The following is a 16,253-nucleotide window of genomic DNA, read 5'->3' on the forward strand; positions in this document are numbered from 1 at the left end:
TAGTAAAAACCTACTCTATTTGAAAAGAGATTACGAAGTCCAAAGGCGATAATCAAGACTTTAATACCACTGTCCTACTTTCCTGTCTTGAAAATTAAAAATACCACTTCCTCTGTACTCAATTCCGTTGTGCATATGCTTCATCACGACCCCACAGCCTGCGATTTTGCATCGCTTAGTTCCAGGGAAGCGAACAGCCAGTCCTACTTGCATAGCATATACCTGTTGGTCAAGGTCTTGGAACTCTGAAAAATCAGATGCTGCATAGGTAAACTTGCGGAAATCCGCTCCTCCTTTTACAAACATCTTGGTATACTCGGAGAAGTCTCGCTCTATTCTAAGACCTATTCCATAATAATTTTTATCGGAGACAGCTAATCTTGGAACATATGGACCAGAGTTACTAACTAGTGCCGGATCATATGCCTTCTTAAGATTCAGCTTGCCAAATTCAGCTTCAAAAATAAATCGCCATGGATAATTCTGTCTAGCTCGCTGTCTAAGCTCTGACTGCATATACATATTGGAAGATGAATAATTCCTATACCTCCAATTCAAAAAAGCTCTTCTTCGATTCGCATCATATAGGACTAATCCAACAGTTCCATATAATTTATTGACTTGGTAGGTCGCTCCTTCAAAGTCAAACTGATAGTCTCCACCTTGCATAGGAGCAAGATTCCCCCATTCCTGACCAAACCCACCGCCGATTGTAAGAAGATTGAAAAGATTGATTCGTACTCCACCATTCCAATTGGGAAAAACCCAGTCCCCTCCTTTCATGTCCAACCTATTTTCTTCAGAAATGTCTAAAGGGTCGCCATCCAAATTTTGAAAGCGGGTAAATGGATACAGGTTTGTGTTTGCAGAATAAAAGCTGGTACCAAATTGCTGGTACGCTCCGCCCCCAGAGATCTCGGCACTGAACATCTCTAAAACATTTCGTGTGATATTGCCTAACCCAGATTCGCTTTTTGGATTTTTGGCTTTATTAGAGATTCCAAATATATCTTCTTCCTGTGCTAGAACAGCAGTAAATACAAAACAAAGAAGAACAGAGAGGTGTAGCTTTTTAAAATTCATATCTATCTAAACGTAGGCTTGGGACTCTTGGTGTGAAATTAAAAAAAAATGCCTCCCAATTAGGAGGCATCTTCATATTAACTTGAATAAATTCTTATTTTCCGTCAGTTGGCTCTTCTGTGTCTTCTTTCTCAGCTTCTTGTTTTGCCTTCATCTCGGCGATCATTGTATCCAATTTCTCCTGAATAGCTGGGTCTTCTTTTGTCGCTGCCAATACTTTATTGTAGGTACCAGCTCCCAAGATCTCCTCATCCATGATCAGACCAGTTTTATATTCTTTCAAAACGCCCTGAAGTGATCCCTGAAATTCTTTAACTTCTTCGAAAGCAGCTTTTTCTTCATCAGTGACGTTTGCCTCTGTCATCTTAGCCTCGTCTCCCCAAGCAGCCTTAATTTCATTATATCTTGCTCCACCTTGAAAAATCTCATTCTCCAAGATCATAGCCTTCAATTCTTCCGTTTTTGAATTTACATAATTATCAAATGTCACCTCTACATTTGCATATTTAGTCAAGTCTTCATCTGTGACTTTCTCCTCCTCTTGTGCGTAAGCAGCAAGCCCTAGGAACGCGAATAACGCTCCGAAAAGCAATACTTTTTTCATAATCATTGTGATTTTAATTTCTGTATAATCCTCAATAAAATGCTCAAAAGCTAAAAAATCAAGAATTCAGTGGCCTTTTTAAGATATTTTATGATAAATGGTTGATCAGAATGTCAAACCATCTCAATCCTCTTTAGTTGATGGATAGTTTGAATTGGATCATCTGAACTAAAAACAAAACTTCCAGCAACTAATATATCAGCTCCAGCGGTCATCAATTTTGGCGCGTTAATCAGATTTACTCCCCCATCAATTTCGATTTTTGTTACTGCTCCTTTAGCTAGGATCAAATCCTTTAAGCGGGACACTTTTGAATAGGTGTTTTCTATAAACTTCTGTCCTCCAAAGCCTGGATTAACAGACATCATACATACTAAATCGATATCCTGAATCACATCCGACAAAAGTTCTACCGGCGTATGAGGATTGATGGCAACTCCTGCTTTCGCACCAAGACTATGAATAGCTTGTACCGTTCTATGCAAATGCGGGCAAGCTTCATAATGTACTGAAATCACTTCCGCCCCTGCATTTCTGAAAGCCTCCAAATAATTATCGGGATTTACGATCATCAAATGTACATCTAATGGTTTCTTGGCGTGTTTATGAATTGCTTCAGTGACTGGAATTCCAAAGGAAATATTTGGAACAAATACACCATCCATTATATCTACGTGTATGTAATCCGCTTCCGAAGAGTTTAGAATTTCTACTTCTTTTTGAATATTTGCAAAATCTGCTGCTAGTATGGATGGGGCAATTAATGGCGACATCTGTTTTGTTTTAATATTGTAAAAAGGGCAAGGTATGGATCAACTTATTTCTATTGTTTAATGAGTTTGCTTTGCTTGATCAAAGCTCCATCTTGCATCTGAATCACGTAAAATCCTGGCTTAATTCCCTGCAATAGAATCTGAAAAGGATCTTTTAGGCTTGCTCTATTTAGGGTTTCATTCTCTAAAGCTCTACCATTCAGGTCAATCAATGTAAATTCTGCACTTAAGCTGCTTCCAAAATAAATAGTTAATTGATCTCCAAGTAAAGGATTAGGAAATACACTCCAAGCTAAAGTCTCTTCATTTTCCTCCACGCTAAGAATTTCACCATAGTATGCTCTAAAGAAATTAGGAATACCATAGCCTAATTGATTATCAGGATCATCAGCTTGAGTCCCACTATTCAACAAAGCTTCAATTAATTGATCCTTTGTCCATTCCGGCTTAGCTTCCCAAAGTCCGGCTGCTAGAGCCGAAATTTGAGGGGCTGAGAAAGAAGTTCCGTTAGAAAAGCCAACTTCTCCATTCGATCTTATGAGAGCTGTACCCTGACCAAAAGCAGCTAGATCTGGTTTAATTCTCCCATCGCCTGTTGGACCACGAGAGCTAAATCCTGAAACCTGCAACTCACTATTCACGGACCCTACAGCCAATATTCCTTTGGCATCGGCGGGCGAAGTAAGTGTGGATGCGCCAGGACCATAATTTCCAGCACTATTCACTACCAGAATCCCCTTATTTGCAGCTATAGTAGCTCCTTTTGCTATTATAGTAGTCTCTCCATCCAAATCCTCCAGCGTATAATTCATATCAAGATCATCAAAATCCCAATATCCAAGAGAGCTACTGATAATATCCGTTCCTAGACTATCTGCATACTCAGCTGCTCGTACCCAATTGTACTCTTCTACCCAATATTCAGTAGCTACTTCTTCTGTCATGGAGAGAATATAATCCGCATCAGGAGCTCCTGCTAGCATTTTTCCTGGTTCTTTGGAAGCTATCAAAGAAAGTACATTCGTGCCATGCTGATTATCAGCATATACATTTTCATTCCAGGGCCTCACAAAATCCTTTGTTGAGATAATCTGTCCATTGCTTTGCAAATGTGCAAGGGGACTGGCTGCTTGTGCTCCAGGAAACCCAGCATCAAAGACAGCAATCGTAACTCCTTTACCTGTAAATCCTTCCTCATGCATTTTATCTATGCCTAGTAAGTTGTTTTGAAAATCGTAACTCTCTTCATCGGTGGCCAAAACTCGAGCACTTTCGGCAACAGGTGGACAATTTCGATTTGTTACCGATGCATAAATCCTTTTTCCTATTCGGGCATTAGGATTTGGGATAAACCCTCTCCCAACCAACTCAACCCGATCTACAAAGGCTAGGGCCTCAATCTCTATAACATTACTTGCATCAGTTACCAATAAAGTAGCATTAAACCATTTGCTTGAATAGAGAATATAGTTAGCCTTGTCAAATACAGCATCCACGTATTTCTGAGAAACAGGTAAATCCAAACTATCGGGTGCCACTCCTTCTTTACTTCTTCGGCTCAATGCTTTCTGAGAAAGGAATTCACTTGGTCTATCTAGTGAAAGACTCTCTTGCGGTTTGTACTTATAAAACACAGCATAGCGATCTTGCGCAGCCAAAGTGCCGGAAAAAGCCATTCCAAGTAGAATAAATACTAAAAGTTTAATCCTTTCCATAATCGGTCAATTTCATTTGAACCTTAAAACCTGAATCAATCAGCTTATCACCTAGACAATCATTTCTGGAACAATAAGTTAAGACCTCATCGTACTTTTCCACCAAGCCTACACCCAGATCATAAATCTCAAACCGAATATCTCTATAAGTTACTTCATCGTCACTATCTTCTTGATTGACGCGAATGGAATTCCCGGAATTAATTAACTCAAAATCATCGGCAACCTCATCTCTGTAGATATTTCCATTCCAAACTTTCCCATCTTTTGGAGGAAAAACTAAGGCAACTAATGGTTGGTTTTCTATTGTACGCACCAAGGAAAGGTCTCTTTGAATGAGGGTATATTCCAAAACTTTAGTCCAAGTAATCTCATCGAAAGATTTGGTTCGATTTACAATAAATACCAGTTCTCCTTCAGCATTAGTGTAAAAGCTGCGAATCCGATCTTTATAAAAAAACAGCTCCTGTTCCGAATCATTTTCACCAAAATAGATTGTCTGATCTACTTCATAGACCCAAAACAATCCAACTTCCAGCGGTTGAAAGTCATAGCCCAGATCCGCTTGTGAGTCTTCTAATTCTCGGTCACAAGAAGTAAAAAGGGTAAGTAGAAGTAATAAAACAAGCGGTAGCTTTCTTTTCATATTTACTTTTCAATGACTAAAAATACTAGTATTTTCCTAAAGATAGGCTAAGTCCGAGGGCATACATTTCCGATTTACTTTTTTCTAGCCAATCATCCTGTTTAACTTAGCGGCTTCAAAAAATCGAATCATGGCTCTAAGCACTTTTGTAAAAATAAGCGGCATCACTAATCTTTCGGATGCTAGGTATTGCGCGGGAATGTACGTGGATTTATTAGGTTTTTCTTTGGAAGAAGAATCTGAAAAATTCATTAATTCTACTCTTTATAATGAAATCACAGGCTGGGTTTCTGGACTTGAGTTTGTCGGAGAATTTCAAAGCTACGAGTCAGACAAAGTCCTACACACTTTAGAAAATTACCCTACAATAAAGTGGATTGAGCATGACAGAATAGAGTCTTTAGTTAATCTGGAGGGCAAGGGCTTGGGATTGATTTATAAGATGGATTTAGAGGACGTCCGACATATAGAAATAGAAGTTGCAGAAAAACTCAATACGTTAGGAATCATTTTTCATGTCACCTCGATGCATGAAGAGCTCAACGAGGAGGATAAGGAAGCGATAAAACTTTTAAGTGATAATTGCCGGGTTATTTTAGGCGTAGGAATTACGGCAGAAAATGTGCAAAAACTTATCGCTGAACTAGGGATTTATGGAATTTCTCTAACTGGCGGAAAAGAAATCAAACCAGGACTTAAGGATTTTGATGAACTGGCGGATATACTTGAGGCGTTAGAAGTAGACGATTAAGTAAAAAAGCTATTTCAAGAAAAAGGCTATTGGAACAAACCAATAGCCTTTTTTATGCTAAATTCTCATTTACTATACTGTGTCAAATAAGTCTGAAGGTTCATAAGGACTGTTATCTCCTGTGAAAAATGATCCATCAATAAACCGATGGCTAACCCCAATGTCTCTTAACTCCATCAAATCATGGTCATCCAATTTAATTTTGGCAGCTGCCAAATTTCCTTTTATCCTATCCTTATTCACGGATTTGGGTATTACAGCAATATCTCTTGCAATTGACCAGGCAATTAGAATTTGACCCGCGCCTACTTTATGTTTATCGGCAATCTCTTTTACTACTGGATCAACCAATAATTTCGGATCATTTTCATGTTTTTCTGCCCTAGAATCAGGTGATCCCAGCGGAGAATATGCAGTCATTAAAATTCCATGCTCAATACAATACTCAACCAATCCATCCTGTGGCAAATAAGGCTGCATCTCTACTTGATTCATTTCAGGCAGCTGACCGCCAAGTTTCACCAATTCTTTGAGTTTTTCCTGATTGAAATTTGAGACGCCGATGTGTTTGGCATATCCCATTTCCTTCACCACTTGCATAGCTACCCAAGTCTCAGCGATGGAGACCTCATCGTAGGTATAAAAGTCCTCTCTTTCTTTTGGAAAGCCAACTCCAGCTTTAAAAGCTATTGGCCAATGTATCAGGTATAAATCCACATAATCCAATTTGAGATCGGAAAGTGTCTTTTGCAAAGCAGGCAAAACCTGTTCTTTTTTATGGGAATTATTCCAAAGTTTGGAAGTCACGAAAAGCTCCTCTCGCTTTACTAATCCTTCAGAAATTGCCTTTGCAATCCCCTCTCCCACTTCATTTTCATTTTGGTAAACGGCCGCGCAATCTATATGTCTGTAACCAGCTTCTATTGCCCAGTAAACAGCCTGGCTTACTTCTCCAGGCTTACTTTTCCAAGTTCCTAATCCGATTATTGGGAGTTTGTCTCCGTTTTTAAAGCTTAAGTTTTTCATATGATTTTAAAAATTTAGATTATGGTGTAGGTGAATACTAACACGAAAAGCCATGCATTTAATTCACTCGATTCTTTAAATATTTTCTAAATCTATTCATCACCCATAGATGAATTTTAGCTTGGGTATTCACATAAATCAGCCAAGGAAGTCTTGGGACAAACTCATGAATGGCTGAAATAATATATTTATTATCCAAAACTCCCCGAAATTCCAACCAGCCATGATCAAAGCGCTTCACCAGCCAGCCACCTGAAATATAAAACAACTGTCGACTTTCTTCACTTCTATCTGGGATCATGGTCAGCTGCAGCATAGGCTTTTTGGTCCACAATAGATAAAACACAATCTCGCCACTTTCGAGCATTTCTCCATTGATCCAGAACTTAAAGAATGAGGGCAGCCAGATATTATAACGCTGGGCAACCCAAGTCGCTGTATCTCCATGGGTATTAGCCATGCGCTGTATACTTCTCACTGTGTTCTTTACTTTGTCCAGAGGATAAAAGCTTGGACTTTTAAGCTCGATATCAGAATCTAACGCTGCTCTGACTGACTCTGTATAAGTCAGGTAATCAATATGCTTCTCTTGAAATTTCAATTCTTCAGAAACAGTTAACGTATGCTTTAAGCTTTCCACTAATGGAGAAACCAATTGAGGTGGAGATTCTCCAAAAAAGCCTACCCAAAGCTTAGAAAGCCCTAAAGAGAACACTGGAACAGAAAACACCAAACGCTTTTTCCCAAGCTGTACGGCAGTCAATTCTAGCATTTTTCGATAAGAAATCACTTCTGGGTTTCCAATTTCTATCGCTTCACCAAATACATTCTCATTTCCGACACAGGTATCAATAATATCTAAAGTATCTCTCAAAGAAATGGGTTGAGTCAAGGATTCTGTCCACTGTGGACACATAAGAACAGGTAAATTCGTTACCAGATTCTTGATCATATCAAAAGAAGAACCTCCTGGTCCTACAATAATCGAAGCACGGATAGCCGTAAGCTTTGCAGATCTGGAACCTAGGGTTTGTTCAACCTCTAGGCGACTTCTTAGATGTCTGGATAGACTTTCGCCAGTTTCTTTTGGCAGCAAACCTCCCAAATAGATAATCTGCTTTACTTTGTTTAAATGAGCCGCACGGCTAAAATTATCTGCAAGTAGCAAATCTGTATCTTCAAAACTCCCTTGATTTAGACGAGTAGAAGCATTCATTGAATGCACTAGATAGATCGCAACATCTACCCCATTCAGCACTTGGGTGGTGTTTGAAATTGAATACAATTCCACTTGCTTCCAAGTCACTTCCGGGTAAGGATTGTCTTTTACCTCTTTTCTACTAAGGGCAATAATATTGTATTTGTGGCGGAAATGGTAAATGAACCAGCGGCCCACATATCCCCCTGCACCAGCAATTGCGACAGTTGGTTTTGAAACAGAAATAGGTTGATTAGTTAATTCCATAATTGAGAGCTTAACTAACCAACCTATTAATTGATGGTCCTGTTCAGGATAAGTTTATTTTTCTTCGGCTATTTCCAAAGCTTCAGTCGTAGTGAAGTATTTGACTATCATATTTGGCACTTCCCATTCAGGCATATTCTTATTGGTGAAATAGTCCAAATACTTCTCAGTTACCTGAGCAAAATGCGCTTCATGACCATTATGATACTTCTCAGGGATGATCACCTTGTAATTACCGCTGCTGATTTTCTCTAGATCCAATCCAGGAAAACGATCCTGAAGTTTCTCTTTTACCAAGTTAGTCAAAGCATCATCCTGACCATCCAATAATTCCACATACAAGGTGGCGACATAATTCTCTTTCGCACCTTGCTGGATTACCAGGTTAGCTTTTGTACCTCGCATCATACTGTAATGCGTATCGGCAGCACCTTCTGGTGCCTGAAAATTCCAGATCACACTTACTTTAGAATGAACACCTTTCAAGGTGTAATTCATTTCCCCATTGCTATTTACACTCAGCTTATTGTCAGCGACGTTTTTCTGAAGAAAATCTGGGAATTCAGCTTTACCAGTTACCAATTTAAATTGCTCCAAATCCAAATCAGTTGACCACAGCTTGGCTGTTTGCATTTCCACATCACTTGTATCCAAAGTCACTCCAGGAAAAGCCTCCCATTGAATCAAATCCACCAAATGAGTAGTCACATCAACGATCCCTGTTCCTTCTATGTCTGTATCAAAAAACCAATCTGGCCTTACCAGAGGATTTCCCGATACATATTTGAAGAAATGGTGCACTGACTCCTTGGTGATTGCTGGATTTTCGAGTGTACCTTTTTCCAATTCCCCAAAAACGGCTGTATCCATACTTAGCTCTTTTTGCAAAATCGTACTGATCTCAAAGCGCTCTGTCATGATATCATACAGTAACAAATCCTTTTGAGCTGCTTCATCAAAAGCATTAAGCAGCTTTTTGAATCCATCCTTATTAATCACCAGAGGTTTATCTGCATATACATTGATCCCATTGGAGATAGCTGCAGAGATGTAATCAATCTTACGATCATTTTTCCCCGCTACCATCATCACATTTCCCGGCTTAGTCGAGATCATTTTCTCCAAATAATCCTCCCCAGTACTTACCTGTAAACTCCAGGCAGTTGGATCCTCTTCCCGATTGTTGTAGCCAGAAAGCCGATTCATATAATCTTTCAGTTCTGGTCCTTCCGGAGCAAAAACATAAACGGTAGAATCCACTTGTGGATACATTGATTTGTGAATCAAGCCAGCATGAAAATGTCCCGGATCAAGGGACATTATCGTAATCTCAGCTGTTGATTCAGGAGCTTCAGTCACAGTTTCTTTATTTTCGCAGGAAAACAAAATCCCTACCGCAAGAGCTGCTATAGCAGTGTTTTTCAAAATATTAGCTTTTTAGATTTTTACATAATTAGTGCCATAAGGCGCTCGCTGAGGTCTCTCCAACATAGAATTAGCCTCATCATCATTGACAAACTTCTCGATGCTAGCATCCCACTCTAATTTTCTTCCCAACTTCATGGAAATGTGTGTCAATAAACAAACCGAACAAGAACGGTGGCCTATCTCTACTGGGGAAAGCAATTCGTTATTTCCCTGAATTGCTCCAAGCCAATTGCCATGATGCTCGTCACTTCGGATCAATTGAATCTCATCTGGACCAATTACTGATTGCAAAATTTTTGGATCTGAAGCATCCAAAGCTCTTGCACTTCGCCCTTGCGCCACAGGATCGGAAGTAGAAGCGACATAAGAACCTCTTGAGACCCAAATCCATCCTTCCGTACCTTCATATCGAATACCATTTGGATATCCACCGCCAGTATACATAGTAATACCATTGTCGTATTCAGCTTTTGCATAAAAATCTCCATGCACATCCCAAAGACCTGACTGTGGAAATTCCGCTACGGCCTGAATAAATCTAGGGCCAGTTAATTCAGTATCCATTCCCCAAGCTGCAGAATCATAGTGGTGTTGCCCCCAACCGGTGATCATCCCAGCACCAAACTGCTCTCTTCTCAACCATCCTGGTCTGCCATAGCCAGTTACTGGGTGAACTCCTATCTCTGTGTACGGCACCTCCGGAGTAGAACCTAACCACATATCGTAATTCAAATTAGAAGGAATTGGCATTGGAGCAGCCTCAGGACCTGCTGGATCTCCAGGCAGACCAACTTTCACCGTATGAAGTCTACCTATTCTACCATTTCTAACTAGCTCCGCTGCAATTCTAAATTGCTCGCTGGATCGCTGCTGAGTACCTAATTGCAATACGGTACCTGATTTTTTTACTGCATTTACTAGTTGTCTTCCTTCTTTGATCGTAAGTGAAGTTGGCTTTTGTACGTAGACATGTTTACCAGCCAATGAAGCTTCCATTGCCGGCTGTGAATGCCAATGATCCGGAGTACTGATTACTATCGCATCTATATCCTTATTCAAGAGCATGTCCTTGTAGTCGCCGTATTGTTTCACGTCCAAATAGGCTTTGCCCATTTTTTTGGTGTAATATTCTTCAACTAGTTTTTTCCCATCAGCCATACGGTTGCTATCCAAATCGGAAACTGCAATAACTCTTGCAATGTCATGCTGCATTACTCCAGGTAAATCGTGGTCACGTGCAATTCTACCACAACCGATTTGACCAATATTTATCTGATTACTAGGGGCATTTTTTCCGAAAACTGAAGCAGGAACAATCGTTGGAAATCCGATCGCTGCACTTGCTAGGGCGCTGTTCTTAATAAATTCTCTTCTTTTCATAAGGTTATTTTTTAAAGGTTATATGGAATCTCGCAGGATCGAATAATCATACTTGTTTGTGACTATTTGTAGCTGTTTGATTTCATATTTCATAGGGGTTATTGATGCGAGTGTTTTATTTTCTAATTCGAAGTAAAAGCTTAATTCCAAACTGTGAATAAAGGATTTACTGATTACTTTCCCAATTACTTGACAAATGCTCTCCAATAGGATTCTGCTTCTTCAGCAGTCATTTTTCCATCGTAAACAATCATTCTATATTTCAACGAATACCGCTGATTAGGCTTAATCTCCCAAGATTCATGTCGGATCGGAGTGAACTCGATAAATACATTTCCTTCGCCATTATATTGGTCTTCAGGCCAAACACGAAGAGGTTCAGGAAAGGCTTTGTTAGTATTATGACTTAGGAAAAGAATTCCGCTTTCTCCTGAGACATCATCCGTTTTGCCTTGTACGATGATCCATTTAGCATTAGTACCATCTGCAGTCTTGCGGGCATCTCCTTCTGAAGTGAGAATGGTGCTATTGTTCTTTCCCCATTTCTCTGTAGCACGGAATCCAATTCCACCACCATAGCGGTAGTCATCAAGTAGAATTCCGCCAGGTATTTTAGTCTGGATTGTAGTGGTGTAATCTACCATATATCGACCTTTATCAGCTGGTTTTACTTTAATTCGCAGGTCCTCTTCAATAGCGATTCGCTCAGAATCCGGAGCTTTAAGATCTATGTGATTTTGCCTGACGTTTAGTTCAGCTGCTCCACCTGCTTCTTTTTTTGAAAGTACTTTGGCAAAATCTACCCTTCCTTTACCATCTCCTAAATTCCAGAAGTCAACCTCTCTACCGGAGATAGTAGCACGAGTCCAAGGACCCCAAATTCCATAGTGATGATAATGGTCTTTTGGTTGGATTCGTGTAAGTACTTGCCCCGATGGTGATGTTAAAGGATGTATAAAACCAGATTTTGCAAAATCTTTTTTAATGCCTTCAGGAACGTCTTCTGTGGCTGTTTGGTAAGTCAGAACAGCCTGATTACCAATCACGAAATCAATTCCGTTATCATCCTCTTTTAACGTTACTTTTTGCCCATACGCCAGCCCCATTAAACATAGGTAAAACACTGGTACGCAGAAAATTCTTTTGAATATCATATAAAATTCAGGTTATTGGGATTGAATTTTAAAGATATAGAATTCTCAATTATCGACTAACCCGTTCATCCAATTACCCCATGAAGAAGATTATTATCTACGGAATCGTTTTCCTAGCCAGTGTAAATTTCGCTCTTGCACAAAACCCTACAGAGATCCCGTTGGATCAAGACTGGAAAGACAAAATCACCGATTTGGCACCAGAAAAAGCCAACTTCCCATTCAAAAAGAAAAAGAAAATTTTAGTGTTTTCTCTGCATACAGGCTTTTGGCACTGGGTAAATCCTCACACTGCAGCAATGATTGAAATTCTTGGAGAAAAAAGCGGTGCATTTGATGTAACTACCAGCACAGACGTTGCCATGATGGAAAAAGACAAGCTTAAGGAGTTTGATGCTGTCGTATTTGACAATACCAATTCTAAGCCTAAATACAGAAATCTGTTTGTCGATGTATTCAGCGAAGATGCTTCCATGGATAGCGTGGACGTTTGGGCAAAGGCAAAAGAATTGGAGAATAACATCATCCAATACGTGAAAAAAGGAGGAGGAATTCTAGTAGTTCATGGTGGAAATACCATGCTAAATAACTCTATGGAGTTTTCCAAACTTACTGGAGGCAGCTTCGACTATCATACTAAGCAGCAGGCGTTCCAGGTACGAATTGAAGACCCTTCTCACCCATTGACCAAGTCACTACCAGCCGAAGGATACAATCACGTGGATGAGCCTTATTTCTACAAAGGAGCTTACGATGACTTGGATTTTCATCCATTGACGTACTTCAACAATGCGGAGATTGAAGGTCAGCGTAAAGGTCAAGAAAAGACTTCAGGCAAAACTTATGTATCCTGGATCCGAAAAGACGGTAAAGGCAGAGCGATGTACATCTCTACTTCACACAATGCGCAAAGCTTCGAAAATGCTGATATCCTAGCCTACTTCCTTGATGCACTTCAGTATGTAGCTGGGGATGTAAAAGTGGATGAAACACCTATTGGTAAGTAAACAGTATTCAGTTTTCAGTTTGCAAAAGGCAGTGGACCTAATCTCACAATAGGTTATTTTCACTGCTTTTTTAATTTTTTACTAATGAATAAAAGACTTTTTGTAGCTATAATCTTGATGGCTGTTGTTGCATTTTTTTACAGCAAATATGTGAGGAATGTTCCGGTGGTAATTCCTTTTGAAGTAATCAGAAACTCCATAATTTTTGATATGGAGATCGAGGGGGAAACCTATAATTTTTTCTTTGATACAGGCGCCGGTACTATTGTTTCACCTGAGCTTAAGGATAAACATGGACTAGATTCTATTGGAAATTATCAGATGATGGATTTTTATGGTAATACTGCAACAATCACTACCTCAACCCTTCCTGAATTAAGGTTAAATCAGCTATCCAAAAAGAACTTAGAAGTTGCAATTCTAAGGCCACTTCAAAATTTCCAATTTTGCGATATTAAGATAGATGGTATTTTAGGGTTAGAGTATTTTGATGGTAAAGTCATAAAATTAAACCTCAGAAAAGGTGAACTGACTGTAGCTACTGCTATTACATTTTTAGAGGAAGATTTCGGTTCTCCTCTTCCGCTAACTTACAAACATGGTTTAAAAAGGACGCATCTTGATATTCATTATTCCGATTCTACATTCTCCGAGAATGTGCTATTTGATACCGGTGCTTTAAATGACTTATTAAGGCTAAGCAATACATCCCTTCAAAAGCTTTTAAAGGATAGTATTTTAAATACCAATAACATACTGGACACCATTTACATCAATGAAAGTAAAGGTCTGATAGGGGCACAAAATGATTCTATAAATTATCGTGTACATATCCCAAAACTAAAAATAAGCGAATATGAGTTTTTGAATCCGGTGGTTAACACTTTTGATTCCTGGAATGAAAGCTCCATCCTCGGTGCAGGAATTTTGGCGAAAGGAGTAATTGTCCTGGACTTGCTCAACGATGATTTCTACTTCAAGCCCTATCCCGATGCTATTTTGGATTATCGAAGTCCTCTTGACTTCCTTACATCAAACGGTAGAGTACTACATGTCAAAGATTCATCCAATGCCTACAAAGCAGGGGTGAAAAAAGGGCATCTATTACGTGTAGCAAACGGAATAAAACTGGACTCCATGTCGCTATGCGAACAGCAAACTATGGATTGGATTGAATTTTACAATCAAAAAAACATAAAGTTTACATTCGAATCTGAAGACGGACAAATCATCTATAATTACACCGCCCAAGAACCCGAGAATGACTGATAAATAAACACATATGTTTATCCCGGCAATCCAAAATCAACTATCCAAAATCGCAAATCCCTACGCTTTCTTCACAAATTCACTTTTCAACGCCATAGAGCCAAAACCATCGATTTTGCAGTCGATATTGTGATCCCCTTCCACCAGACGAATGCTTTTTACTTTTGTACCAGCCTTGATTGGTTTTGGAGCTCCTTTTACCGGAAGATCTTTTACGATGGTCACCGCGTCGCCATCCGCCAAAATGGTCCCGTTCGCATCTTTAACTACTAGTCCTTCAGGTTCTTCATCATTAGAATTTTCCAAAGTCCACACAAAACTGCATTCCGGACAAATCAATTTACCATCTAATTCATAACCGTAAGGAGACTGACATGCAGGGCAAGGAGGTGTATTTTCCATGGGGCGAAGATAAAATATTTTCTTCACCCGAGAAGAAAAAGCTATCTGCTAAGTAGGGCTACACTGCAGAGCTACATTCTCAGAACCTCAATAAACGGGCGTAAAACTATGAACTACCGCCTCAGCAGCAATTCGTCCAGATGCCATAGCTGCATTGATTGAGCCATTCAATAAATAATCTCCAGCTAAAAATACGTGATCAGAAATCTTGCTTTCAGTAAATGGAATAGTGCCTTTCATATCTTCTACAGTAGGAATTGCATATTCGATATAATATGACTTCACAAACTTGAAATATTCCGCACTAATTCTAGAAATTGACTCCAACTCTGCCTGAACTGCTTTGATCAACTCCTTCTCTTTCAGATCAGAATCCAAAATCGAAACAGAAAGCAATGCCCGGCCAGTAGTAGAATAAGCAGACGATACATCACTCATAAACACCATGTTATTAATCAGGTGATTTTCCCCTGGAATCAAGCCCAGCATAGCTCTATTCATGAATGATTTATGCAGAGAAAAATACAGGTTAATCACCGACCTTGAAGGTGCAAATTGCCCCTCCATCTGCTTCATGAACTTATCTGGCTGTGTAGCTACTATAATTCTATCAGCCTCCAAAGTCTCGCCATTTTCAAGCTGAATAGTTTTACCAACCAACTCAGAAACCTTGGTCTTAAATCTAAACTCTGTCCTAGCCAATTGCTTTTTGAGCATGTTTGGAACCTCTATCATACCTTTTTCCGGTATGCCACCTAGTCCTTGAGAAAACATTTTAAACACAAACTCAAACATTCTGGAGGAGGTTTTTAAGTCCTTTTCCAAAAATATCCCTCGAAAAAAAGGCTTGAAAAAGTTAGAGATTATCTGATCCGAAAATCCGTAATCAATTAAATATTTATGGGTAGTTGTAGAAGTCTCATTGAATATATCTTCAATCGATTTATTCTTTAGCATTTGAGTTAGATTAAACATTTTGACCTTATCCAAAAAGCTTCCAACATGAGAAAAAGCCATGCTGACCACTTTCAGCGGATTACGCAAAGGATCAGAAATAATGAAGGTTTCATTCTCTCCAAATATTACCGCTCCCGGTTCAAAATATTTAAGATTTAATTTCGACAGATCTAGGTATTTCTTCACTTCTGGATAAGCCGTCAACAAAACCTGAAAACCATGGTCTAACAGAAAACCATCTACTAAGTCTGTTTTTACTCTACCTCCTACGCTATCACTTCCTTCCAATATAACTGGTGAAAAACCCGCTTTTTCAAGTTCAATCGCCGCAACCAACCCCGCTACACCCGCACCAACTATAAATATTTTTTGATCTTTCATCTATGAGATTTCTTTTATAAAAAACTTACAAAAAAAGCTTTTGGTAAGGATATTCAAATTTAACTCGCTCAAGTAAGCATTGTTTGGAAGTATGAGAAATTACCCTTCACCAACTATCTTGTAATAACTGCCTGATCTTAAATTAAGATCTTCTTTATGCTCGCTTGAAGCTGCAAATTGAACTAAATTTTATCAATAAACCGCCTCTACCG

At 39.2% G+C, this 16,253-nt stretch carries 15 protein-coding genes; 3 read left to right on the top strand and 12 right to left on the bottom strand.

Annotated features, from left to right (window positions below; genetic code table 11):
* Nucleotides 1-60: 60 nt before the first annotated feature.
* The 5 genes from LV83_RS04930 to LV83_RS04950 form a co-directional block, all read right to left on the bottom strand.
* Nucleotides 61-1,083, bottom strand: coding sequence for a hypothetical protein (locus LV83_RS04930; RefSeq protein ID WP_111610422.1), 1,023 nt, complete (start codon nucleotides 1,081-1,083; stop codon nucleotides 61-63).
* A 94-nt stretch (nucleotides 1,084-1,177) separates the two neighbouring features.
* On the bottom strand, nucleotides 1,178-1,687 hold the full coding sequence (locus tag LV83_RS04935) for a hypothetical protein (protein WP_111610533.1): 510 nt from the start codon (nucleotides 1,685-1,687) through the stop codon (nucleotides 1,178-1,180).
* 113 nt (nucleotides 1,688-1,800) lie between these two features.
* A complete protein-coding gene (rpe, locus tag LV83_RS04940) occupies nucleotides 1,801-2,460 on the bottom strand; it encodes a ribulose-phosphate 3-epimerase (RefSeq protein ID WP_111610423.1) in 660 nt (219 codons plus the stop codon).
* Nucleotides 2,461-2,510: 50 nt separating this feature from the next.
* Nucleotides 2,511-4,175, bottom strand: coding sequence for a S8 family serine peptidase (locus LV83_RS04945; RefSeq protein WP_111610424.1), 1,665 nt, complete (start codon nucleotides 4,173-4,175; stop codon nucleotides 2,511-2,513).
* Complete coding sequence (locus tag LV83_RS04950; RefSeq protein ID WP_111610425.1) at nucleotides 4,162-4,821, bottom strand: hypothetical protein; 660 nt, start codon at nucleotides 4,819-4,821, stop codon at nucleotides 4,162-4,164. Before LV83_RS04950 ends, LV83_RS04945 begins: the two co-directional genes overlap by 14 nt.
* Nucleotides 4,822-4,951: 130 nt before the next feature.
* Between LV83_RS04950 and trpF the strand changes: the two genes are divergently transcribed.
* Nucleotides 4,952-5,572, top strand: coding sequence for a phosphoribosylanthranilate isomerase (trpF, locus tag LV83_RS04955; protein ID WP_111610426.1), 621 nt, complete (start codon nucleotides 4,952-4,954; stop codon nucleotides 5,570-5,572).
* Nucleotides 5,573-5,644: 72 nt separating this feature from the next.
* Here the strand turns inward: trpF and LV83_RS04960 are convergent, their stop codons facing one another.
* The 5 genes from LV83_RS04960 to LV83_RS04980 form a co-directional block, all read right to left on the bottom strand.
* Nucleotides 5,645-6,598 carry an aldo/keto reductase gene (locus LV83_RS04960; protein ID WP_111610427.1) on the bottom strand — a complete coding sequence of 318 codons (954 nt, stop codon included), beginning with the start codon at nucleotides 6,596-6,598 and terminating at the stop codon, nucleotides 5,645-5,647.
* Between the two features lie 58 nt (nucleotides 6,599-6,656).
* Entirely contained in the window at nucleotides 6,657-8,063 is a 1,407-nt protein-coding gene (locus tag LV83_RS04965; protein WP_111610428.1) for a Rossmann-fold NAD(P)-binding domain-containing protein, read from the bottom strand.
* A 54-nt stretch (nucleotides 8,064-8,117) separates the two neighbouring features.
* On the bottom strand, nucleotides 8,118-9,491 hold the full coding sequence (locus tag LV83_RS04970) for a putative oxidoreductase C-terminal domain-containing protein (protein WP_394335793.1): 1,374 nt from the start codon (nucleotides 9,489-9,491) through the stop codon (nucleotides 8,118-8,120).
* 9 nt (nucleotides 9,492-9,500) lie between these two features.
* Nucleotides 9,501-10,871, bottom strand: a complete 1,371-nt coding sequence (locus LV83_RS04975; RefSeq protein ID WP_111610429.1) for a Gfo/Idh/MocA family protein — start codon at nucleotides 10,869-10,871, stop codon at nucleotides 9,501-9,503.
* Nucleotides 10,872-11,056: 185 nt separating this feature from the next.
* Entirely contained in the window at nucleotides 11,057-12,025 is a 969-nt protein-coding gene (locus LV83_RS04980; protein WP_111610430.1) for a DUF6807 domain-containing protein, read from the bottom strand.
* Between the two features lie 80 nt (nucleotides 12,026-12,105).
* On the opposite strand from LV83_RS04980, the gene LV83_RS04985 reads away from it, so the two are divergent.
* Together LV83_RS04985 and LV83_RS04990 are read left to right on the top strand one after the other, a co-directional pair.
* A complete protein-coding gene (locus LV83_RS04985) occupies nucleotides 12,106-13,032 on the top strand; it encodes a ThuA domain-containing protein (RefSeq protein ID WP_111610431.1) in 927 nt (308 codons plus the stop codon).
* An 84-nt stretch (nucleotides 13,033-13,116) separates the two neighbouring features.
* Entirely contained in the window at nucleotides 13,117-14,301 is a 1,185-nt protein-coding gene (locus LV83_RS04990; RefSeq protein WP_111610432.1) for a retropepsin-like aspartic protease, read from the top strand.
* Between the two features lie 60 nt (nucleotides 14,302-14,361).
* Here the strand turns inward: LV83_RS04990 and LV83_RS04995 are convergent, their stop codons facing one another.
* Together LV83_RS04995 and LV83_RS05000 are read right to left on the bottom strand one after the other, a co-directional pair.
* On the bottom strand, nucleotides 14,362-14,703 hold the full coding sequence (locus LV83_RS04995) for a zinc ribbon domain-containing protein YjdM (protein WP_111610433.1): 342 nt from the start codon (nucleotides 14,701-14,703) through the stop codon (nucleotides 14,362-14,364).
* Nucleotides 14,704-14,790: 87 nt separating this feature from the next.
* Nucleotides 14,791-16,041 (bottom strand): NAD(P)/FAD-dependent oxidoreductase, encoded by a 1,251-nt coding sequence (locus LV83_RS05000; protein ID WP_111610434.1) that lies wholly within the window; start codon nucleotides 16,039-16,041, stop codon nucleotides 14,791-14,793.
* Between the last annotated feature and the right edge of the window lie 212 nt (nucleotides 16,042-16,253).

This window comes from Algoriphagus yeomjeoni, assembly GCF_003259505.1.
Lineage (GTDB): Bacteria > Bacteroidota > Bacteroidia > Cytophagales > Cyclobacteriaceae > Algoriphagus > Algoriphagus yeomjeoni.